Genomic DNA, 20,049 nt, shown 5'->3' with positions numbered 1-20,049 from the left:
GTGCGTGTCCCGGGCCGACGGGACACGCGGCTCACCCGGCCGGCGACGCGCGGACCGCCGTCGCGAGGGCCTGGCCCATGACCCGGGAGCCGAGCGCGTTGGGATGCAGGGGCGCGGCCACACCCGTGGGTGCCAGGCCCTCGATGTAGCGCTCGGCGGGGGCGGCGCAGATGTCGTGTCCGATGCCCGGCGTGTAGGTGTCGACGAAGGTGGCGCCGTGACCCTCGGCCGCGTCCCTCACTACGGAGCCGAGGTGATTGATCGCCCCCTGGAGGTAGTCGGCGTCCGCCTTCCAGAAGGGCTGGACGGGGTGGCAGCCGCCGGGGCGGAAGTAGTTGCCGTAGCCGACGACGAAGATCTCGGCGTCCGGCGCCCGCCGGGCGATCTCGTCCAGAACGGTGCCGAAGACCGGCGCCCACGCGTCGATGCGGGCCCTGAGCTTGTCGGTGCCCCCGGCCGTGTTCTCCTCCGCACAGCTGACGCCATGGGGCTCGGGCAGGACGTTGACGCAGCCCAGCGCTTCGTCGACGAGGCCGACGTCGTTGCCGCCGATGGTGATGCTGACGATGTCGGTGTCGGGTGTGAGCGCGTCGTACTGGGGCGCGGTGCCCGGGTACTGGGACGCGCTCAGGTCGTCGCTGGTGGCGGCGGAGCAGCTGACGTCGGTGAGCGTGGCCCCGAGCGCCTCGGCGGCGACACCCGGATAACCCGCCAGGGAGCGCAGACACGCCAGGCCGTCCGGGTCGGGCGGCGGCACCAGCGGTGCGGCCGCGTAGGAATCGCCGAGGGCGACGTACCGGAGAGGGTCGTCGGGTGCGTCCTCGGCCGCCGTGACCGGCGCGGTTGCCGAGAGTGCACCTATGGACAGAGCGGTCGCCAGGATCAGGCGCGGGGCCGTCTTCAAGGACGCCTCCTTCGCATACGGGCGGTTGGGTGGTTCTGCCTGGTGCCGAGCCTGCCCGGAGAGCCGGGCCGCCGCACGGCGGCCCGGTCCGAATGCGCCGACGCCCTGCTGGACCGGCCTGCCCGTCCGAACCTGGTCAAGCGGGAGGCCGAGCGGGTTCGGGGTCGTCGAGGGGGAGGCGGAGGGCGAGGATCGCCATGTCGTCCCGGCCGTCGCCCGGGTGATGGTCGGCCAGTGTCCCGACGAACTCCTGAAGTGGGCGTGAGGCGTGGGTGGTGGCGAGGTCGGCGAGCATGGTCAGGCCCTCGTCGATGGAGCGGGCGGGGTGTTCGACGAGCCCGTCGGTGAAGAAGACCAGGATGGAACCCGGGGGCAGGGGGCGGGTGTGATCGGGACGATGCTCGTCGGCACTGACCCCGAGCGGCAGGCCGGGCTCGGCGTACAGGTACTCCGCCTCCCGGCCGGGGCTGATCAGCAGGGGCGGGAAGTGCCCGGCCGTGCTCCAGCGCAGCACCCAGCCGGATTCATCGGGTTCGACGCGCGCCAGGCAGGCCGTGGTGATCGGGATGTCCGTGGTGGCGTGCAAGGTGCGGTCGAGTTGGGTGAGTACTCCGCTGGGCGGGGTGCGGCGGTCGTAGAACAGCGCACGGAGCATGCTGCGGGCCTGGGCCATGGCGGCGGCCGCGTACAGGTCGTGGCCACCGACGTCTCCGATCATGACGCCGAGCGAGCCGTCGGGCAGCACGAGGGCGTCGTACCAGTCCCCGCCGAGCCTGTTCGGTTCGGCGGCGGGCCGGTAGACGGCGCCGGCGGAGAAGGGCCGCAGGTCGGACAGGGTGGGCAGCAACAGGCGTTGGAAGATCTCGGCACTGTCGCGGACCTGCGCGAACAGGCGGGCGTTCTCGATCGCGATACCCGCGGCGCCGGCGAGGGCGACGACGATGTCCTCGTCGTCACGGTCGAAGGGCCGCCCGTCGTGGCGTTCGGACAGATAGAGGTCGCCGTAGATCTCGCCGCGGACGCTGATGGCGACCCCCAGCAGGGTGCGCATGGGCGGGTGACCGGGCGGAAAACCGGCCGAGGCGGGATGGGACGGGATGTCGCCGACCCGCAGCGGCTCGGGATGGTGGATCAGATGTCCGAGCACTCCCCGGCCGTGGGGGAACTCCACCCCGGCCAGGTCGGCGCGCTCGGCCTCACTCAGCCCCGCCGTGATGAACTCCTTGAGGTACTCGCCGGACTCGTGCAGCACTCCCAGGGCGCCGTAGCGGGCGCCGACCAGGTCCATGGCGGTGGTGACGATGCGCCGCAGCACCACCGACAGGTCCAGTTCCCTGCTGATGGCGAGCACGGCGTCGAGCAGTCCCTGGAGCCGGTCCTTGGCATCGGTCAGGGCTCGCAACCGCGCGCCGACCTGCTCCAGCCCGTCACTCGGACGCGGGGGCAGGTCGGGAACGTCCGGCTGCTCGGGCCGGCCCTCGTCACTCACCTCGGAGGCCTCCGTCGCTGACACGACCGTGCTCGACCAAGGGCTCAGCGTGACACGGGTGCTGAGTCGAGCCCTCCCATTACTCCGAAAGCGGCATGCCGCCCGGCGGTCGACGGGTGCACCGCTTCAGGGTGCGGTGGCTGAGGCCACGAACACGGGCAGTGCCAGGAGCAGGCGGTCGGTTTCGGCCCGGGTACGCTGCTCGGCGGTCCAGTTGTCCGTCCGCTCGCGGGTGACGGCGCCGGCGGAGCAGGCTCGTTCTGCCAGTCCGATGATCATGGGCAGCATCGCGGGCCCGGTGGACACGCTCGTGTGGACTTCGACCGCCACGTCGCGGAAGCCGGCGTCCAGCAGGAGGCCGCGGTAGCGGCGGGCGGCGTGCGGGCTGGTGGTGAGGTCGGCCCGGGCGTGCACGATGGTGCGGGTGAGAGCGGGGTCGTCGGCGTCGATGACGAGGGTGTCCCAGTCCTGGCCGGCCAGCACGATCCTCCCTCCGGGCCTGAGCACCCTGCGGGCCTCCGCCAGCGCCCGCCCCGGTTCGGACAGTTCGTGGAACACCTTGTCGGCCCGGTAGCCGTCCACCGAGGCGTCGGCCAGCGGCAGGTCGTACGCCCCCGCGACACGGAAGTCCGCCGCGGGCCGGCGCCCGCGTGCCGTGGCGATCATGAGTTCGTCCGGGTCCACGCCGACGGCCCGCACGCCCCGTTGGTCCAGTTCCGCCACCGCCCGTCCGGCGCCGCAGCCGACGTCGACCACACAGGTTCCCGGCCGGGCGCCGAGCAGGTCATAGGAGAGGGCCCGCAGCGCGTCGGCGCCCGGCAGGCGGTCGGCGGCGTCGAGTCGCGCGATGAGATCGTCGGCCGGCTGATGTGTCTGTTCGGTTCTCCTGGTCATGCGGGCCAGGCTGGGTCTTAATGTCGGCATGAAGTCAAGCGAGCACGGGACGATGAGTATCGGCGTTCTGGCCGGACGCGTCGGTGTGGCCACGCACGTCCTGCGTCACTGGGAGACGATGGGGCTGATCACGCCCGAACGGGACGGGGCCGGCCGGCGCCGTTACGGGTCCGCGGACGTCACACGTGTCGCCGTCATCCTGCGGGCCAAGGAGGCAGGGCTCGCCCTGGACACCATCCGCTCGCTGATCGCCACGGATGGCGCCGTGGGGCGACGGGACATCCTGTCCCGGGAGGCCGAGGCGCTGCGCTCCCGTATCGCTGCCGCGCGGGCCTCACTCGAACTCATCGAATGCGCCCTGGGCTGCGATCGGGACGACCACCTCCAGTGCGCCCATTTCCGGCGGGCGGTCGCGGACCGGGATGTCCCAACAGTGCGATGACTCCGGCTATTTCGGGTCCTCCGGCAGGGGCGCCTTGATCACCGGTCACCTCAGGCCGGTTGCCAGATCCGGGCGAGCGTCGAGGCGGTGAGGAGCTGCCCGGGGTGCCCCTGGCCCACCAGGTGCCCCTCGCGGAGCAGGAGGCAGGCGTCGGCCGAGCGGGCGGCGTCCAGGTCGTGTGTGGCGTGCACGACGGTCACGCCGTCGGCGACCAGGTCCGACAGCAGCGTCGCTATGCGTTCCCTGGCCTCGGGGTCCAGCCCGGTCGTCGGCTCGTCCAGCAGCAGAAGGTCAGATTCCTGGGCGAGTCCCTGGGCGATCAGAGCGCGCTGTCTCTGCCCGCCCGACAATTCGCCGAGTTGACGCGCGGCCAGGTCGGCGATGCCCAGGCGGTCCATGGCCGCCTCCACGGTGGCGCGGTCCCGCCGGGTCAGCCGGCGCCAGGGGCCGCGATCGCCCCAGCGCCCCATCTCCACGGTCTGCCGGACCGTCAGCGGCAGCGCGTCGCCGACCGCGCCGCGCTGGGGGACGAACGCCGGAGGCCGATCGCCGGTGTGGTGCAGCTCGCCGGCCGTGGGCTGGATCACACCGGCCAGGACGCCGAGCAGGGTGGACTTCCCGCTGCCGTTCGGGCCGACCAGAGCCGTGGTGGCCAACGCCGGTATGTCGGCCGCGAGTTGGTGCAGTACCGGATGACCGGTGTAGCCCGCGGACAGGTCGGTGAAGCGGATGCGGAACGTCGTGTCCAGGGGGGTGGGGAGCGGGGGGCCCGGTTTATTGAACATGATTGTCATTGTAGTGTGCTCGCATGGAGTGGTTGACAGGCCCTTTCGAGGTGACCTTCGTGCAACGGGCCTTGTGGGGCGGAATTCTGGTGTCGGCGATCTGTGCCCTGGCGGGCACCTGGGTGGTCCTGAGGGGAATGGCCTTCCTCGGTGACGCCATGTCCCACGGGCTGCTGCCCGGGGTCGCACTGGCCGCGCTGCTCGGCGGCAACCTGTTGGTGGGGGCGCTGCTGAGCGCGGCCGTGATGACGGCCGGCGTGACGGCCCTCGGCCGCACCCCGAGGCTGTCCCAGGACACCGGCATCGGTCTGCTCTTCGTCGGGATGCTGTCGCTCGGTGTCATCATCGTGTCGCGCTCGCAGTCCTTCGCGGTCGATCTGACCGGTTTCCTCTTCGGTGACGTCCTCGCCGTCCGGGAAAGGGACTTGACGCTGCTGGGCGTGGCCCTGCTGCTGGCACTCGTCGTGTCGGTCCTCGGCCATCGCGCGTTCCTGGCCCTCGCCTTCGACGCGCGCAAGGCCCGGACACTGGGCCTGCGTCCCCGACTCGCCCACGCCGTACTGCTGGGGCTGCTGGCACTGGCCATCGTCGCGTCCTTCCACATCGTCGGCACGCTGCTGGTGCTGGGCCTGCTCATCGCCCCGCCGGCGGCCGCGCTGCCGTGGGCGCGGAGCGTGCGGGCCGTGATGGTGCTCGCCGCCCTGCTCGGTGTGACCGCCACGTTCTTCGGCCTGCTGCTGTCCTGGCATCTGGGCACCGCGGCCGGAGCGACCGTCTCGGCCCTGGCAGTGGGCCTGTTCTTCCTCTCCCACCTGGCGTCCGGCATCCGCCACCGCCACACACGCCCGGCCGGCATCCGTCCGGCGGCAACCGACTGAGAGAAAGCCCTGAGGCGATGTCCTTGTTCGTCCGAAGAAACGTCAGCGCAGGCGCGCCGGCCGCGCTCGTGGCCCTCGCGCTGCTCACCGCCGGCTGCGCGGAGCAGGACGACAACACGTCCTCCCCGAAGAGGAGTTCCGCGGCCTCCGCCACTCCGCACGGCTACGTCGAAGGAGCACAGGAGGCGGCCGAGCAGCAGTCCCGGCTGCTGCTCAACGACCCCGCGACCGGAGACACCCGGGTACTGGACCTGATCACCGGAAAGGCACGAGAGGTGTCCCCGACGAAGGGAGCCGCGCAGCTCACCACGGACGGCCGGTTCGGCTACTTCCACACCGCGCGGGGCACACATGTCCTCGACGGCGGCGCCTGGATGGTCGACCACGGCGACCACGTGCACTACTACCGCGCCGCGATACGCGACGTCGGCCGCATACCCGCCGGCACCGGCGCACACGTGCGCGGTGACGCCGCGGTGACCGCCGTGACCGGCGAGGACGGACGGGCCGTCACCTATCGCCGCGCCGACCTGGAGGAGGGCCGCATCGGCTCCCCCCGCACGCTTCCCGGGAAGCACGCCGGGGCGGTGGTGCCGTACGCGGAGCACCTGGTGACCCTCACCGACGACGGCAACGGCATGCCTGAGGTCACGGTCCTCGACCGTGACGGCGGGCGCTCCGCGTCCCCGGACGCCACCTGCGAGGACCCGATGGGTGACGCCGTCACCCGGCGGGGCGTCGTCCTCGGCTGCGCCGACGGCGCCCTGCTGATCAGCGAGGACGACGGACGGTTCACGGCCCAGCGGATTCCCTACGACCGCCAGGTGCCCGCAGACGAACGGGCGACGTCCTTCCGTCACCGCTCGGGCAGCGACACGCTCACGGCGCCGGCCGGGGACCGCGCCGTGTGGGTGCTGGACGTCACTGAGCGCACGTGGACCCGGGTGGAGACCGGTCCCGTCGTCGCCGCCAACACCGCCGGCGAGGGCTCCCCCCTCCTCGTCCTGGAGACCGACGGGGCGCTGCACGGCTACGACATCGCCACCGGCAAGCAGACCGCCCGGACCAAGAGGCTCCTGACGGGGGACCGGCGGGCGGACGCCGACGGCAGCGAACCGGTCGTCGAGGTCGACCGCAGCCGTGCCTACGTCAACGACCCGGCGGGCAGCCGCGTGTACGAGATCGACTACAACGACGGCCTGCGCATCGCCCGCACCCTCGATACGGACGTCAAGCCGGGACTGATGGTGGAGACCGGACGATGACGACACCGAAGCGAACCGTGCTGCGGCTGCGCCGGCTGCCGGCGGCGCTGATCGCCCTCGTCTGCGCGGGCACCGTCACCGCCTGCGCGAGCGGCGACGACCGGCCCCAAGTGGTGGTGACGACCAACATCCTCGGTGACGTCACCCGGGAGATCGTCGGTGACGAGGCCGACGTCACCGTCCTGATGAAGCCCAACGCCGACCCGCACTCCTTCGGCCTGTCGGCCGTGCAGGCCGCCGAGTTGGAGAACGCCGACCTGGTGGTCTTCAACGGGCTCGGCCTGGAGGAGAACGTACTGCGCCACGTGGAGGCCGTCCGCGAGTCCGGGGTCGCCGCCTTCGAGGTCGGCAAGGCGGTGGACCCCCTGACCTTCCGCGCGGACGCCGACGGAGGCCCCGAGGGGGAGGCCGGGCAGCCCGACCCGCACTTCTGGACCGATCCCGACCGTATGCGCAGAGCCGCCGCCCTGATCGCCGACGAGGTGATCGAGAACGTGGACGGCGTGGACAACAGGTCCGTCCGCCGCAACGCCGCCCGCTACGACGAGCGACTCGCCGGTCTCTCCACCTGGATGGAGGAGTCCTTCGACCGCATCCCCGCGAACCGGCGGTCCCTGGTCACCAATCACCACGTCTTCGGCTACCTCGCCGACCGCTTCGGCTTCCGGGTGATCGGCGCGGTCATCCCCAGCGGCACCACGCTCGCCTCACCCAGCTCCTCCGACCTGCGCTCGCTCACCGACGCCATGCGCGAGGCCGGTGTGCGCACGGTGTTCGCCGACTCCTCCCAGCCGACACGGCTGGCCGACGTCCTGCGCACCGAACTGGGCGGCCGGGTCGAGGTCGTCGAGCTGTACTCCGAGTCGCTCACCGCGAAGGGCGAGGGCGCCGACACCTACCTGCGGATGATGCGCGCCAACACGACCGCCATGACCGACGGCCTGACCACCCACTGAACCCGCGGCACCGCGCCGACACCGGCACGACCGGCCGACCCCACCCATCCCACGAAAGGCATGCACCGAAGTGAGCAAGCGCATACACACCAGAGCCGTCACCGGTACGGCCCTCGCCCTGGCGATGTCCGCCGTCCTGACCGCCTGCGGCGGAGGGGACGACGCCTCGTCCGACACGAAGGCGGCAAAGGAGAGCGCCACACCCGCCCAGGTCGAGAACCCGCTGGTCGCCACCTTCGACGGGGGCCTGTACATCCTGGACGGCGCGAGCCTCGAACTCACCGGCACCATCGAGCTGCCCGGCTTCAACCGGGTCAATCCCGCCGGAGACGACGACCACGTCATCGTCTCCACCGACAGCGGCTTCCGGGTCCTCGACGCCACCGGGCAGTCCCTCACCGACATCACCTACGAGGGCGCCAAGCCCGGCCACGTCGTCCGCCACGCCGGGAAGACGGTGCTCTTCACCGACGGCACCGGCGAGGTCAACGTCTTCGACCCCGCCGACCTGAGCGCCGGCAAGAAGCCCGAAGGGCGCACCTACACCTCCGCCGAGGCACACCACGGCGTCGCCATCGAGCTGAGCAACGGCGAACTGCTCAGCACCCTCGGCACCGAGGAGAAGCGCACCGGAGCGCTCGTCCTGGACAAGGACAACAAGGAGATCGCGCGCAGCGAGAACTGCCCCGGCGTCCACGGCGAGGCCGCCGCCAAGGGCGAGGCGGTCGCCGTCGGCTGCGAGGACGGTGTCCTCCTCTACAAGGACGGCGAGTTCACCAAGGTGGACGCCCCCGACGACTACGGCCGCATCGGCAACCAGGCCGGCAGCGACGTCTCCCCGGTCCTCCTGGGCGACTACAAGACCGACCCGGACGCCGAACTCGAGCGCCCCACCCGCGTCTCCCTCATCGACACGGAGACGGCGAAGCTGCGCCTGGTCGACCTCGGCACCAGCTACTCCTTCCGCTCCCTCGGACGCGGACCCCACGGCGAGGCGCTCGTCCTCGGCACCAACGGCGCCCTTCACGTCATCGACCCGGAGACGGGCCGGGTGGAGAAGAAGATCAACGTCGTCGACGAGTGGCAGGAGCCCCTCGACTGGCAGCAGCCCCGGCCCACCCTCTTCGTCCGCGACCACACCGCGTACGTCTCCGAACCGGGCACGCGGAAGCTGCACGCCGTCGACATCGAGTCCGGTGAACGGCTCACGTCGGTGACCCTGCCGAAGAGCACGAACGAACTCTCGGGAGTCGTCGCCGGCCACTGACGACAAGGCCCGGCACAGGCACCGCCCCCACCCGGTGGGGCGGTGCCGACCGCGCACTGATCCTCATGACACCGCAAGATGGAACGAAGGGATCGGCGGAACCGGGAGGTGCGGTGATGCACGACAACGCCGAGGACGAGGAGGCGCTCGTCGAGGAGGGTGACCCGTACGACGGCGAACCCGTCCCGGAGGCCACCCTGGCCGGCGAGGGAACCCCGGACGTCTTCCTGGATGTGCCCGTACTGAAGGTCGACGAGATCGACCTGGACGTCGAGAACCTGCGGGCGCACGTCTCGCTCCAGACCGAGGTGCTGGATCTGCTGAGGCTGAACGTGGGCGCCGACGTCACCCTCGGCCGAGTGCACCTGGGCATTTCAGGCGTGGAGGCACAGGCCCAGCTCAAGGTACGGCTGGACAATGTCGCCGCGATCGTCAATCGGGTGCTCACCACGCTCGACCGCAATCCGGAAATCCTGCACGACCTCGCACGAGGCGTCGGATCCGCCGTGCGCGACGTCGGTGGTGGAGCCGGTCAGGCCGTGGGTGAGGTGGGTACGGGTGCCGGACACGCCGTCCGGGACGTTGGCCACGGTGCCGGGGCCGCCGTGCGGGACGTGGGCCCCGGGGTCGGCTCGGTGGCGGAGGACGTCGGCCGAGGGGCCGGCAGGGCCGTTCAGGACGTGGGCGGGGACGTAGGACGCACGGTGGAGGACCTCGGTGGGGAAGCGGGCCGGGCGGCTGTCGGTGTGGCCGGCGCGACGGAAGAGACCGCGCGGACGGGCCGCCGTGCCGACGTGGACCCGACGGAACGCACCGCACGCCGAGCCGGGTCGGGCACACGGAGTGCGCGCACGCCGGGGGAACGGACCGTCCGGCGCCAGAGCGCCACCCGCAAGCGCCGAGTCCGCGCCGAGGACGAGGAGCCGCCACCGCGCCCCAGCCGTCGCCGCGCCGCCGAGGACCGCGAGGAACCGCCCTGAACGGCGGCGGGAGCGGACAGTCCGGTGCGGGACATCTCGTTCCGGTCGACGGTCCACGCGGACCGTCTCCGCTTCAGGCAACAGCCCCGAACAGCCGTCCGCTTCCCGGGCACCGGCGACCGGGAGTCGACGAGCCGCAGCGATCGCGGCCACCTTCCCGAGAGGGTCGAGCCGGGACGCGACTACCACGATGTCACCGTTGACTACCGCCTGGAATCCGGGTTCACCGGGCCGCTACTTGATCAGGGCGTTCGCCGCGATGATCACTAGGCCGATGGCCATGTCGGTGGCCCCGGCCCGGAGGGAGGCCGCCCATCCACGGCCCGCCCCACGCGCGGTCCACACTCCCCAGCCGGCGAGGATCAGCGTATTGAGCACCAGCGCGGTGTTCACCGCCTCCGTCTCTGTCCACCAGGACGGCACCGCGGTCAGCAGCAGTACGACGGTGGGGGCGGCCGCCACGACGACGGGCCACTCCGCGAGCATGGCCCGCAGCCCGACCCCGGCACCGGAGTGGTCCCCCGACCGCCGGTGTGCGACCACATGGGCATAGCCGTGGGCGGCCGCCGAGGCCAGAGCGGTGAGCAGGACCCACAGCGCGTCGGACCCGGGATTGTCCGCCTCGCCGGGGGAGTCGAGTGCCGCAGCCAGCGCACTGGCGAGGACGAGCCCGTAGACGCCGCTGAACAGCGTTGTCTCCGACGGCTGGTGAGATGTCGCCCGCTGGGGGGTGGTCGCCCGGCGGAAGCGGTAGGCGCGGTGGTGCATCGACACAACTGTCGCCCTGGGTACGTGGCGCGGCAACACGGCACGAGTCGGACGGGTGGTGCCTGTCCCTTAACCTCGTGCATGGGGACGTCAGGCGCCGTGTCCGTGTGCCGGCATTGGGGAGGCAAGGGTGTTCGGAAGGGCCACGCGGTTGCTCGGGGGTGCCGTGATCGCGGTGTGCATGCTGCTCCTCGGCCCCAGCGCACCGAGCGGAACTCCCTTCGCGACGTCCCTGCCCGTCGTGGCCGACCGGGATGTCGTGCCGAATCGGGTCATGACCTGGAACATCTGCAACCCCTGCGGGGAGAGCGACGTCGACCGGGCGGCGGAGATCGCCGGATTCGCGCCCGAGGTCATCGGCCTGCAAGAGGCGTGCGTACGTGACGTCGAGAGGATCCGGGAGTATCTGGAGAGCCTGCACGGGCTGGTCTATCACGTCGAGTACGGGACGGTTCTCCGGAATTGGGGCCGTTGCGGGGGCATGCCGTGGAGTCCTGGAGGCTACGGCCAGGCGATTCTCTCGGCGGCACCGATGACGGAGCGGGTCAGTGTGGAGTACCCCGACGGAGGATCCGAAGACCGTGGATACATGGCCGTCACCACCACGGTGGGGGGCCGATCCGTCCGTGTCTTCAACACCCACCTCGCGGAACGGCGTCAGGAAGAGGTCCGGGCGGACCAGGCCGAGGTACTCGCGGGAGTCGTCGCCCGGCACGATCGCGCGATCGTCCTCGGGGACTTCAACGCCGTACCGGACGCTCCCGAACTCTCCCCGATGTGGGCACTGGCCGAGGACACGGACCCGCGGTGCCGTCCCTCGTCCGCCGGTGCCTGCGAGCAGACCACCGACTGGCACCTCAAGTTCGACTACGTCTTCCTGCGGGGCATCACCCCGCTCCGGCACCGCGTCCACCACACCCGGTACTCGGACCACCACATGCTGCACACCGACCTGGACCTCACCTGAACCGTGCCGGACGTCCCGGTTCCGACTCCGCGGCGCACGCAATGCCGTACCACCCGCTGCCGGCCCTGAGCCCTGATCCTTTCGGATGGTTTCCCGGCCACCGGGGACTGGTGCATGCCCTCCGCCGGCAGGACGCGCTCAGCGGGCGGTCGTGCGCTCAGGCGGCGGCCGCCCGACGACCCGTCGCCGAGGAAAGGACGCTCCCGCGACCGCGCCCGCCGTCATCGATCACCACGCCACCGGCTACAGCCTGCGGCACGCCTACTGTCTGGCCCAGGCCCCGGGCACAGCCTCGGCGGCGCACGCATGTATCTGGAGGAGCCGCGGCCGCGGCCGACGGCGTCCACACCTTCGGCCGGCCCCGCACCTGCGACAGCGGACTCGCCACCGCCTACAACACCGGCTTCAAGAAGCGGATGTACCGCTTCGTCAACACCAACGACGTCGTGCCGCAATTGCCCCCGCCGCCCGCGTACACCCACGTCGACGCAATCCGGTACGTCGACTCGCACGGGGTGGTCCGAGACTCCATGCCTCTGATCGGCGGCCTCACGGACCGGGCCAGAGGCAGGACAGCCGACCTCTTCGCGCCCGCCGGCGACGGCGTACGCGGCCACTTCATCGACAGCTGTCCGACGGCACTGGAGCAGAACCTGAAGTAGGGGGACGCGGTGCGAGCAGCAGGGGGAAGGCGAGGAGCAGGGCCCCAGCCACCAGGAGTGTGCTCACCCACAGCGGGCCGAGGTTCCCGGCCGAGCCGCCGAGGGTGGACGCGGCGACGAGAGGGCCGACGACGGCGCCGGCGTTGAGCGACGCGGTCGCGTACGACCCCGCCATGGTGGGGGCTCCGGCGGCCTCGTAGAGAACCCGGGTGATCAGCGTGCTGCCCAGCGCGAACGACAGCGCCCCCTGCGCGAACACGAGGATGAGCAGCGCGGCCGGCTCGTCGGCCAGCACGGCCGCGGCGGGCCAGCCGACGAGCAGCAGCGGACCACAGACCGCGACGACCGGACCGGGATGCCGGTCGGACAGCCGGCCGGCGACGGTGACCCCGGCGAAGGAACCGGCGCCGAACAGCACTAGGGCGACGGAGATCCACAGTTCACCCAGCCCGGCGGTGTCGGTCACGACCGGAGCGAGGAAGGTGAAGCTCGCGAACGTCGCCGCGTTCACCAGCGCGCCGAGCAGCATGACGAGGACCAGCCTCGGCCCGGTGAGCTGGGCCAGCTCGGCTCGCAAGGCCGGTCCGCCGGCCGCCTCGTCCCTCATGCGTCCCGCCGGGACCCCCTTCAGGACGCCCAGAGCCGCGGGCAGGCAGAGGGCGGCCACTGTCCAGAACGTGGCCCGCCAGCCGAACACCGCGCCGAGTACCGACCCGCCCGGGACACCGGCCACCGTGGCCACCGTCGTACCCGACAGCAGCACGGCCAGCGCACGTCCCTTCCTGTCCGGCGGGACCAGTGCGGCCGCCGCCGTCAGTGCGACGGCGAGGAACCCCGCGTTCGCGAGCGCGGCGACGACCCGGGTGGCGAACAGGACCGGGAAGCTCGTGGTGCCGGCGCCCACGGCGTGGGCCGCCGCGAAGGCGAGGAGGAACACGAGCAGGCTGGAGCGCCGGGGCCAGCGGCGGGCGAGCGCCGCCACGAGGGGAGCGCCGACGATCATGCCGATCGCGAAGGCCGGGGTGAGCCCGCCGGCGGTCCCGATGGTGACGTCGAGGTCCCCGGCGATGTCCGGCAGGAGGCCGGCGAGCATGAATTCCGAGGTGCCCATGGCGAAGACGGCCATGGCGAGCAGGTACAGGGGGAGAGGCATCGAGTGGCTCCGGGGTGAGGAGAGGCACGAGAAGGTCATCTCGTCACCGCGGCCAACCCCACGGGCACGCTCGTCCCACCGCGGGATGCGGTGCGACGGCGGGGTCAGAGGCTCAGTGGTTCAGGGGCTGACGGCGTGACCGAAAGCCCCCACCCTGTCCGACTCAGGACTCGACATGGCCCGCACGCTACCCGACCGGCGCCCGTCGAGGCACCTCGGTTTCACCACGCCGCCGGGCTCACCCGCGACTCACCCGCCGTGCGGCGGATCGCCCGATTCCCGAGTGCCGTGAGCCGACGACCGCTCACCGGCCGGCCTCCGGACGTCCGCGTTCTCGTCCGGCACGGTCGGCGCGGTGCCGTCCTCGACGGGCGGGCGCCGGATGCTCAGTACGACGGACACGGCCAGGACCGTGGCGATGACCGCCAGGCTGATCGGTGACGGGATCTCCGGGATGCTGTCGCTGAACAGCTCGTGGGACGCCTGGAGGATCAGCTTCACGCCGATGAAGGACAGGATGAGCGCAAGACCCCTGCTCAGATAGTGGAACCGGTCCAGCAGTCCGGCGAGCAGGAAGTACAGGGCGCGCAGGCCGAGGATGGCGAACGCGTTGCTGGTGTAGACGATGAAGGCGTCGTCACTGACCGCCAGCACGGCGGGCACGCTGTCCACGGCGAAGATCAGGTCGGCCGCCTCCACCGCGGCGACGACCGCGAGCAGCGGGGTGGCGACCCGCTTGCCGGCCTCCTTGACGAAGAACCTCATCCCGGCGTACTCGTCCCGAACGGGCATGATCTTGCGCAGCAGGCGCACGGCGACGCTCTTGCCGGGGTCGAAGGTTTCCTCGTCCCCCTTGAGGATCTTGTAGGTGCTGTAGAAGAGGACGGCCGCGAACCCGAACAGCACCGCGGTGAAACGGCTGACCACGGCCACTCCCGCTGCAAGGAAGACGCCTCGGAAGACCAGCGCGCCCATGACGCCGAAGAACAGCACACGGTGCTGGTAGGCGCGTGGCACCTTGAAGTAGGCGAAGATCAGCGCGAAGACGAACAGGTTGTCGACCGACAGGCTCTTCTCCAGCAACCACGCGGTCGTGTACTCCACGCCCGGTGTCACACCCAGCACCAGGAAGACGACCGCGCCGAAGACGAGGGCGAGACCGATCCACACCCCGCTCCAGGCGGCGGCCTCCTTGAAGCCGATGACATGCGCCTCGCGGTGCGCCAGCAGGTCCACGGCCAACGACACCACGACGGTGACGGCGAACACCGCCCACAACCAGAACGGCACATCGAGCACGGCGGAAGATCCCTCATGCGGGCAGGGAGGAAAGACGTCTTTGTGAAAGTCTGCCCCAATACTCCGGGCTTGTCGCCCGCGTCGTCACGTCGTCCAGGGGTGCAGGACGATCTTTCCCACATGACCCCTGCGGGCGAGTTCCTCCTGCGCCCGCGCCGCCTGGTCCAGGGGGAACGTCGCGGCGACCACGGGGTGGATCTCCGCCCGTCGAGCCAGGTCCATGAGCAGGCCGAAGTGCCTGGGCGTGTGCATCGCGGAGCCGATCACCTGCGCGTTGTGCAGATAGAGCCGGCGCACGTCGAAGGCCACGTCGTACCCGCCGAGAGCGCCGGCGACCACCCACCGGCCGCCCTCGCGCAGCAGCGGCAGTCCCTCACTCACCAGGTCCCCGGCGACGACGTCGAGGGCGACGTCGATGCCCTCCGGGGCGGCGGCGCGGATCTGCTCCGCGACGTCCCGGCCGCGGTCGACGACCTCGTGGGCGCCGGCCGCGCGCACCGACTCGATCTTGCGTCCGCTGCTGATCGCGACCACCCTCGCACCGCGGGCGAGGGCGATCTGCACCAGCGCGATGCCGACACCGCCGGACGCCCCCGAGACCAGAACGGTCTCTCCCCTTCGCAGACGACCGCGTTCGATCATGCCCAGCGCGGTGCCGTAGGCGATCGGCAGGGTCGCCAGCTGATCGTCCGTGAGCGGGGATTCGGTCACGTCGTGCACACGCTCCACCGGGGCGGTCACGAACTCGGCGTAACCGCCGTCGCGTTCGCTCCCCATCAGGCCCACCGGGTTGGCGTCCGGCCCTTCGGTGTCGTAGACGGCCGGGTCGACGACCACACGGCGACCGACGAGACCCTGGGACCGGTCGGCGCCCACCGCCACGACCCGGCCTGCCGCATCGGCACCCTGGATGCGCGGAAAGTCGATCGGACCCCGCCAGCCCGACCGCGCCGTCGGGTCCCCCGGGCGACCGTACGCGCCCTCCCGGGTCCACAGGTCGGTGTTGTTCAGCGCCGCCGCGCCGACCCGGACCAGTGCCTCGCCGGGCTGCGGGGCGGGCACGGCCACCTCCACGAGTTCGAGAACCTCCGGCCCTCCGTGCTCCCTGATCCTCATCGCGCGCATGCTTTCGGGCGTACCCACCGCTTCGACCTCCTCGCGGGTATACTGATCTGTGAAGTTACGGCCACGGTACACCGATCAGTGAAGAGGCGCGCCCGATGCGGGAAGCACGGCCCATGACACCGGCCGGCCGCCGCATCGTGGCGGCGGCGGAGGAACTGTTCTACGAGCGCGGCATCACGGCCGTCGGCGTGGATCTGATCGCCGAGCACTCGGGGGTGACCAAGCGGACCCTGTACAACCAGTTCGGTTCGAAGGACCACCTCGTGGCCGCCTGCCTTGCCGAACGCGACCGGCGGTGGCGATCGCTCGTCCGCGCCGAGGTCGACGCCTGTGACGACCCCGTCGAGGCAGTCACCGCCCCCTTCGACGCGCTGCGCACCTGGAGCAGGACCAGCACCCGCGGATGCGCGTTCATCAACGCCCTGGCCGAACTCCCCGACCCGTCGCATCCCGCGTACCGCATCGCCGAGAACCAGAAGCTGTGGCTGCTGAACCTGTTCGAGGAGCTCGCCACGGCGGCGGGCTGCTCGGGCCCCCCCATGCTCGCCACCCGACTCCTCGTGCTGCACGAGGGCGTCCTCGCCACGCGGCCGCTTTCCGTCGACACCCTCGCCACCAGCACCCACCTGGCACGATCCCTGGTCCGCGCCGACGCGCCACCGCGTTGATAGGGTGCGCGACAGTGGCACCGCTGGGGGAGCCGCAGCAGAGTCCAGGGAGGGGCCGGGCGACGATGCAGGCGTCAGAGGTCTCACGCGCGGTGGCCTCGGCCACGTCGACCGCCTCGTCACTCGGCCTGACAGCCGACGACGCGATCATCCTTCACAACTCGAACAAGCTCACTCTGCGCCTGCTGCCCTGTGACGTCCTGGCCCGGGTGGCACCTGTGGCGGATCAGGTCGCCCGGTTCGAAGTCGAGCTCGCACAGCGGCTCGCCGAATCCGGGTGCCCGGTGGCCGCGCTCGATCCGCGAGTGGAACCGCGCGTCCATGAGCGTGACGGCTTCGTGGTCACGTTCTGGACCTACTACGAACCCGCGACGCCCGGGCAGCTCTCACCGGCCGACTACGCCCACGCGCTCGGACGGCTGCATGCCGGCATGCGCCGACTCGATGTCCCGGTACCCCACTTCACGGACCGGGTCGAACAGGCTCAGCGACTCGTGGCGAACCGCGACCGCACTCCGGCGCTGGCCGAGGCGGACCGGGAACTGCTCGGCGACACGCTGCGGAGACTGAGACGAGTGATCGGCGAGCGCGGCGGTGCCGAGCAGCTGCTGCACGGCGAGCCGCACCCGGGCAACGTGCTCGGCACGAAGAACGGGCCGCTGTTCATAGACCTCGAGACGTGTTGCCGTGGGCCCGTCGAATTCGACCTCGCACACGCGCCCGAAGAAGTCGGCGAGCACTGTCCGGATGCCGATCAGGACCTGCTCCGCGAGTGCCGGATCCTCGTACTGGCGATGGTCACGGCGTGGCGCTGGGACCGGGACGACCAATTCCCGGACGGGAGACGGCTGGGTACCGAATGGCTCGGCCGAATCCGAGCGGCACTCGACCGCGACAACAGCCCTGACATCCCCGGCTGATCGCGGACCCCGGAGGGGGGAGACCGCCCAGGCGCCAGGAACTATCGTCGCGGGCATGGTCGAACACGATGCCCTCGGCACCACCCGCGACGCCTACGATGCCGCTGCCTCCACCTATGCGGAGCTGTTCCGCGACTCGCTGCGCGACAGTCCTCTGGACCGCGCCTTCCTGGCCGCCTTCGCCGAGGTCGTACGCACGAGTGGGGGCGGGCCGGTCGCGGACCTGGGGTGCGGACCGGGCCACATCACCGCCCACCTCCACGAGCTGGGACTCGACGCGTTCGGCGTCGACGCCTCGCCAGAGATGATCAAGCTGGCTCAACAGGCCCACCCGGCCCTGCGGTTCGACGTGGGCTCGATGGCCGCGTTGGACATCGCCGACGGCGCGCTGGGCGGCGTACTCTCCCGTTGGTCCGTCATCCACACTCCGCCGCGGGAACTGCCCGTCATTCTGGCGGAGTTCCATCGCGTGCTGGCCCTCGGCGGCCACCTCCTGATCGGCTTCTCGGCCACCGACGGTCCGTCCCACCCCCACCAGGTCTTCGACCACGCGGTCGTGCCGGCCTATCGGTGGTCGCCGGATCACCTCGCCGCGATGCTGCGCGAAGTCGGGTTGGCCGAGGTGGCCCGGATGGTTCGCGAGCCCCGGCCCACCGATCGACGGCAGTTCCAGGAGATCCACCTGCTCGCCCGCAAAGCCACGGCGGAGGCAGCCTGAGACGCATGGACGAAATAGGTCACGGACTGTACGCGGCCGACCGGAAGAGGCCCTCCGGGTCGTACGCGGCACGGGTGCGCTCGAGCCGCTCCTCGTGCGAGCCGAAGACCGCACCCCGCAGCTCACCGGCGTCCTCGCCGAGCCCCGCGAAGTTGACATACGTCCCACCGCTGGAGAACGGCTTCATCGCGTCCCAGGCCGCGCGTGCCCAGCCGATCGCGGTGTCGTCCAGCGCCGGGTCCTGCCAGCCGGCGTCGATGCTGACGTTGTAGCGCGCGGACCGGTGCGCGAAGGCGCTGTCGTCCGGGCCGACGCGCCCCACGGCGCCGCCCAGGGTCCGGACGACGATCAGGCTCTCCGGAGTCGGCCGCCGGGAGTACCAGTCCAGAAGCGTCCGTATGGCCTCGTCGCTGAGCTCGTCCATGAAGTGCGACTTCATGAAGTACCGCTCCCCGTCGGGGAACCGCCAGGTGTTGGCGCTCTGCAACGCGACGTAGGGCACGGTTCCGCTCAAGTCCATGAGCGGCCGGCCCAGTTCGCGCTGCGGGGCCAGCGCCGCGGCGGCACCGTCTCCTGGCGGTCCCCCGTAGACGGCGCCGACCATCACGCAGTCCGCCCGGTGCAGTTCGGGCGGGATCGCGGGGTCCGCGGGGACACTCCAGAGCAGCAGCTCCGGCGTGACCGTCTCCGGCGCGACGGCCGCGGCGTCCCGCCAGGCCCGCAGCACCTCCTCGGCAGTCTCGTACGGGTGGAGGACCAGCACACCGGCCACTTCGGGGCCGAGCGGGTGCAGATCGAACTCGAACGAGGTGACGACACCCATGCCCCGGCCACCGCCGCGCGCCGCCCAGAACAGTTCGGGCTCCTCGTCCCGGCCGGCGGTGCGTACCGTACCGTCCGCGGTGACGACCGTCAGTGAGCGGACGTTGTCGCAGCTCAGCCCGAACGTCCGCATCACGAAGCCGAAGCCGCCGCCGAGGGTGAGGCCGGCGATCCCCGTCGCCGAGATCTCCCCGCCCGGCGCGGCCAGCCGGTGCAGCTGGGTCTCGCGGTCGAACTCGCCCCAGGTCACTCCCGCCTGGGCCCGAGCCGTGCCCGCGACCGGATCGACGTGCACGCCCTTCATGGGCGACACGTCGATCACCAGCCCGTCGTCGCAGACCGCGCTGCCCGCCACCTGGTGGCCCCCACCGCGCACACTGACGACGGGACGGTACTTCCGCGCCGCCCGCACCGCCTCGACCACGTCCGCGGTGCCCGAGCACCGGGCGATGACCGCGGGACGTCGGTCTATCAGCCCGTTCCATACGGCTCGGGCCTCGTCGTAACCCGGATGGCCGCGGTCGATCACCTCACCGCGCAGCGAGGAGCGCAGCTCGTCCACCAGGGCTTGCTCCGCTACGGGTGTCGACGTGGCACCTTGGATCTCCGGCATGGGCGTCACCTTCCCGGGTGCGCGCTGCTGGCTGCTGCCGCCGATGGTCCCCACGCTAGTGCGCGGTCAGTGGGTCCGCATGTGGATCCGAGGGCGGCGTCAGCGCACGCTGTTGCGCAGCCGGGTGACTGCGGCCTGCAGATTCTCGAAGGCGTGCTGCTCATGACGCGGGGTGGTGCGCGCCGCCGGCAGGAGGCTGTCGCGCGCCGCCCGCGCCCGGGCGTAGGCGTCGAAACGGGCGACGACTTCGTTGACGAGATCCGAAGGAGGGGGAGTGGGCACGTGGGGGTCGTCTTGGGACGGCATGGCGGGTCATTTCCGGGCAGGGGGGCGAGGTGTCGAAGTGGCGGACCGGGCGCTGGACGCACGGCCGCGCACGTCGCGGTGAACCATACGCGGACGCCTCTCGCCCCGGCAGGCGCACAGGTCGGCAACCTGGCGTGCCGCCACATTGCCGGAACCGGCCATGGTGGG

21 protein-coding genes are annotated in these 20,049 nt (G+C 71.4%); 11 read left to right on the top strand and 10 right to left on the bottom strand.

Translation table 11 applies throughout. The features are described from left to right. Positions 1-31: 31 nt before the first annotated feature. The 3 genes from ACZ470_RS14030 to ACZ470_RS14020 all read right to left on the bottom strand — a co-directional run bounded on the left by ACZ470_RS14030 (position 32) and on the right by ACZ470_RS14020 (position 3,287). Positions 32-904 carry an SGNH/GDSL hydrolase family protein gene (locus ACZ470_RS14030; protein WP_468427119.1) on the bottom strand — a complete coding sequence of 291 codons (873 nt, stop codon included), beginning with the start codon at positions 902-904 and terminating at the stop codon, positions 32-34. Between the two features lie 136 nt (positions 905-1,040). Further along, positions 1,041-2,417, bottom strand: a complete 1,377-nt coding sequence (locus ACZ470_RS14025; protein WP_468427118.1) for a PP2C family protein-serine/threonine phosphatase — start codon at positions 2,415-2,417, stop codon at positions 1,041-1,043. 102 nt (positions 2,418-2,519) lie between these two features. Further along, positions 2,520-3,287, bottom strand: a complete 768-nt coding sequence (locus ACZ470_RS14020; protein WP_468427117.1) for a methyltransferase domain-containing protein — start codon at positions 3,285-3,287, stop codon at positions 2,520-2,522. A 52-nt stretch (positions 3,288-3,339) separates the two neighbouring features. Between ACZ470_RS14020 and ACZ470_RS14015 the strand changes: the two genes are divergently transcribed. Next, positions 3,340-3,729 carry a MerR family transcriptional regulator gene (locus tag ACZ470_RS14015; protein ID WP_468427116.1) on the top strand — a complete coding sequence of 130 codons (390 nt, stop codon included), beginning with the start codon at positions 3,340-3,342 and terminating at the stop codon, positions 3,727-3,729. 50 nt (positions 3,730-3,779) lie between these two features. On the opposite strand, the gene aztA is transcribed toward ACZ470_RS14015, so the two are convergent. Then, the gene (gene aztA, locus ACZ470_RS14010; protein ID WP_468427115.1) at positions 3,780-4,523 is read right to left on the bottom strand and encodes a zinc ABC transporter ATP-binding protein AztA; all 744 of its coding nucleotides are present in this window, start codon (positions 4,521-4,523) and stop codon (positions 3,780-3,782) included. Between the two features lie 14 nt (positions 4,524-4,537). On the opposite strand from aztA, the gene aztB reads away from it, so the two are divergent. From aztB to ACZ470_RS13985, 5 genes are all read left to right on the top strand, one after another. Continuing rightward, the gene (gene aztB, locus ACZ470_RS14005) at positions 4,538-5,392 is read left to right on the top strand and encodes a zinc ABC transporter permease AztB (protein ID WP_468427114.1); all 855 of its coding nucleotides are present in this window, start codon (positions 4,538-4,540) and stop codon (positions 5,390-5,392) included. Positions 5,393-5,409: 17 nt separating this feature from the next. Next, positions 5,410-6,657 (top strand): hypothetical protein, encoded by a 1,248-nt coding sequence (locus tag ACZ470_RS14000; protein ID WP_468427113.1) that lies wholly within the window; start codon positions 5,410-5,412, stop codon positions 6,655-6,657. Continuing rightward, positions 6,654-7,613, top strand: a complete 960-nt coding sequence (gene aztC / locus ACZ470_RS13995) for a zinc ABC transporter substrate-binding protein AztC (RefSeq protein ID WP_468427112.1) — start codon at positions 6,654-6,656, stop codon at positions 7,611-7,613. Before ACZ470_RS14000 ends, aztC begins: the two co-directional genes overlap by 4 nt. Positions 7,614-7,737: 124 nt before the next feature. Beyond that, positions 7,738-8,880 (top strand): zinc metallochaperone AztD, encoded by a 1,143-nt coding sequence (aztD, locus tag ACZ470_RS13990; protein WP_468427209.1) that lies wholly within the window; start codon positions 7,738-7,740, stop codon positions 8,878-8,880. Positions 8,881-8,996: 116 nt separating this feature from the next. Beyond that, a complete protein-coding gene (locus tag ACZ470_RS13985) occupies positions 8,997-9,860 on the top strand; it encodes a hypothetical protein (protein WP_468427111.1) in 864 nt (287 codons plus the stop codon). Positions 9,861-10,094: 234 nt separating this feature from the next. On the opposite strand, the gene ACZ470_RS13980 is transcribed toward ACZ470_RS13985, so the two are convergent. After that, a complete protein-coding gene (locus ACZ470_RS13980) occupies positions 10,095-10,628 on the bottom strand; it encodes a hypothetical protein (protein ID WP_468427110.1) in 534 nt (177 codons plus the stop codon). Between the two features lie 181 nt (positions 10,629-10,809). On the opposite strand from ACZ470_RS13980, the gene ACZ470_RS13975 reads away from it, so the two are divergent. Both ACZ470_RS13975 and ACZ470_RS13970 read left to right on the top strand, forming a co-directional pair. Then, positions 10,810-11,595 (top strand): endonuclease/exonuclease/phosphatase family protein, encoded by a 786-nt coding sequence (locus tag ACZ470_RS13975; protein WP_468427208.1) that lies wholly within the window; start codon positions 10,810-10,812, stop codon positions 11,593-11,595. A gap of 110 nt (positions 11,596-11,705) precedes the next feature. Continuing rightward, positions 11,706-12,257, top strand: a complete 552-nt coding sequence (locus tag ACZ470_RS13970; RefSeq protein WP_468427109.1) for a lipase family protein — start codon at positions 11,706-11,708, stop codon at positions 12,255-12,257. Here the strand turns inward: ACZ470_RS13970 and ACZ470_RS13965 are convergent. The 3 genes from ACZ470_RS13965 to ACZ470_RS13955 all read right to left on the bottom strand — a co-directional run bounded on the left by ACZ470_RS13965 (position 12,214) and on the right by ACZ470_RS13955 (position 15,834). Next, positions 12,214-13,410, bottom strand: a complete 1,197-nt coding sequence (locus tag ACZ470_RS13965) for a Cmx/CmrA family chloramphenicol efflux MFS transporter (RefSeq protein ID WP_468427108.1) — start codon at positions 13,408-13,410, stop codon at positions 12,214-12,216. The two genes, ACZ470_RS13970 and ACZ470_RS13965, sit on opposite strands and share 44 nt — an antisense overlap. Before the next feature lie 249 nt (positions 13,411-13,659). Beyond that, positions 13,660-14,709, bottom strand: coding sequence for a TerC family protein (locus tag ACZ470_RS13960; RefSeq protein ID WP_468427107.1), 1,050 nt, complete (start codon positions 14,707-14,709; stop codon positions 13,660-13,662). Between the two features lie 84 nt (positions 14,710-14,793). Further along, positions 14,794-15,834 (bottom strand): zinc-binding dehydrogenase, encoded by a 1,041-nt coding sequence (locus ACZ470_RS13955; protein ID WP_468427207.1) that lies wholly within the window; start codon positions 15,832-15,834, stop codon positions 14,794-14,796. A 95-nt stretch (positions 15,835-15,929) separates the two neighbouring features. Between ACZ470_RS13955 and ACZ470_RS13950 the strand changes: the two genes are divergently transcribed. The 3 genes from ACZ470_RS13950 (at position 15,930) to ACZ470_RS13940 (ending at position 18,140) form a co-directional block, all read left to right on the top strand. Beyond that, on the top strand, positions 15,930-16,502 hold the full coding sequence (locus ACZ470_RS13950; protein ID WP_468427106.1) for a TetR/AcrR family transcriptional regulator: 573 nt from the start codon (positions 15,930-15,932) through the stop codon (positions 16,500-16,502). Positions 16,503-16,567: 65 nt separating this feature from the next. Beyond that, on the top strand, positions 16,568-17,422 hold the full coding sequence (locus ACZ470_RS13945) for a phosphotransferase enzyme family protein (protein WP_468427105.1): 855 nt from the start codon (positions 16,568-16,570) through the stop codon (positions 17,420-17,422). A 55-nt stretch (positions 17,423-17,477) separates the two neighbouring features. After that, positions 17,478-18,140, top strand: a complete 663-nt coding sequence (locus ACZ470_RS13940; protein WP_468427104.1) for a class I SAM-dependent methyltransferase — start codon at positions 17,478-17,480, stop codon at positions 18,138-18,140. A 19-nt stretch (positions 18,141-18,159) separates the two neighbouring features. Here ACZ470_RS13940 and ACZ470_RS13935 read toward each other — a convergent pair whose 3' ends face one another. Together ACZ470_RS13935 and ACZ470_RS13930 are read right to left on the bottom strand one after the other, a co-directional pair. Then, positions 18,160-19,575, bottom strand: a complete 1,416-nt coding sequence (locus ACZ470_RS13935; protein WP_468427103.1) for an FAD-binding oxidoreductase — start codon at positions 19,573-19,575, stop codon at positions 18,160-18,162. Positions 19,576-19,674: 99 nt separating this feature from the next. Then, positions 19,675-19,881, bottom strand: a complete 207-nt coding sequence (locus tag ACZ470_RS13930; RefSeq protein ID WP_468427102.1) for a hypothetical protein — start codon at positions 19,879-19,881, stop codon at positions 19,675-19,677. Between the last annotated feature and the right edge of the window lie 168 nt (positions 19,882-20,049).

The sequence above is a fragment of the Streptomyces sp. NPDC031111 genome (assembly GCF_055570675.1).
Note: the sequence above shows the minus strand (reverse complement) of the source record. Positions and strands in the feature narration are given on the sequence as shown.

What these genes read in the sequence shown, in the direction of transcription:
- aztA (WP_468427115.1), bottom strand. Translation starts at nt 4,523, where the DNA reads ATGACAATCATGTTCAATAAACCGGGCCCCCCGCTCCCCACCCCCCTG.
- ACZ470_RS13955 (WP_468427207.1), bottom strand. Translation starts at nt 15,834, where the DNA reads ATGCGCGCGATGAGGATCAGGGAGCACGGAGGGCCGGAGGTTCTCGAA.
- ACZ470_RS13950 (WP_468427106.1), top strand. Translation starts at nt 15,930, where the DNA reads ATGCGGGAAGCACGGCCCATGACACCGGCCGGCCGCCGCATCGTGGCG.
- ACZ470_RS14020 (WP_468427117.1), bottom strand. Translation starts at nt 3,287, where the DNA reads ATGACCAGGAGAACCGAACAGACACATCAGCCGGCCGACGATCTCATC.
- ACZ470_RS13975 (WP_468427208.1), top strand. Translation starts at nt 10,810, where the DNA reads ATGCTGCTCCTCGGCCCCAGCGCACCGAGCGGAACTCCCTTCGCGACG.
- ACZ470_RS13940 (WP_468427104.1), top strand. Translation starts at nt 17,478, where the DNA reads ATGGTCGAACACGATGCCCTCGGCACCACCCGCGACGCCTACGATGCC.
- ACZ470_RS13980 (WP_468427110.1), bottom strand. Translation starts at nt 10,628, where the DNA reads ATGCACCACCGCGCCTACCGCTTCCGCCGGGCGACCACCCCCCAGCGG.
- ACZ470_RS14000 (WP_468427113.1), top strand. Translation starts at nt 5,410, where the DNA reads ATGTCCTTGTTCGTCCGAAGAAACGTCAGCGCAGGCGCGCCGGCCGCG.
- ACZ470_RS13965 (WP_468427108.1), bottom strand. Translation starts at nt 13,410, where the DNA reads ATGCCTCTCCCCCTGTACCTGCTCGCCATGGCCGTCTTCGCCATGGGC.
- ACZ470_RS13935 (WP_468427103.1), bottom strand. Translation starts at nt 19,575, where the DNA reads ATGCCGGAGATCCAAGGTGCCACGTCGACACCCGTAGCGGAGCAAGCC.
- ACZ470_RS13985 (WP_468427111.1), top strand. Translation starts at nt 8,997, where the DNA reads ATGCACGACAACGCCGAGGACGAGGAGGCGCTCGTCGAGGAGGGTGAC.
- aztC (WP_468427112.1), top strand. Translation starts at nt 6,654, where the DNA reads ATGACGACACCGAAGCGAACCGTGCTGCGGCTGCGCCGGCTGCCGGCG.
- aztD (WP_468427209.1), top strand. Translation starts at nt 7,738, where the DNA reads ATGTCCGCCGTCCTGACCGCCTGCGGCGGAGGGGACGACGCCTCGTCC.
- ACZ470_RS13930 (WP_468427102.1), bottom strand. Translation starts at nt 19,881, where the DNA reads ATGCCGTCCCAAGACGACCCCCACGTGCCCACTCCCCCTCCTTCGGAT.
- ACZ470_RS13945 (WP_468427105.1), top strand. Translation starts at nt 16,568, where the DNA reads ATGCAGGCGTCAGAGGTCTCACGCGCGGTGGCCTCGGCCACGTCGACC.
- ACZ470_RS14015 (WP_468427116.1), top strand. Translation starts at nt 3,340, where the DNA reads ATGAGTATCGGCGTTCTGGCCGGACGCGTCGGTGTGGCCACGCACGTC.
- aztB (WP_468427114.1), top strand. Translation starts at nt 4,538, where the DNA reads ATGGAGTGGTTGACAGGCCCTTTCGAGGTGACCTTCGTGCAACGGGCC.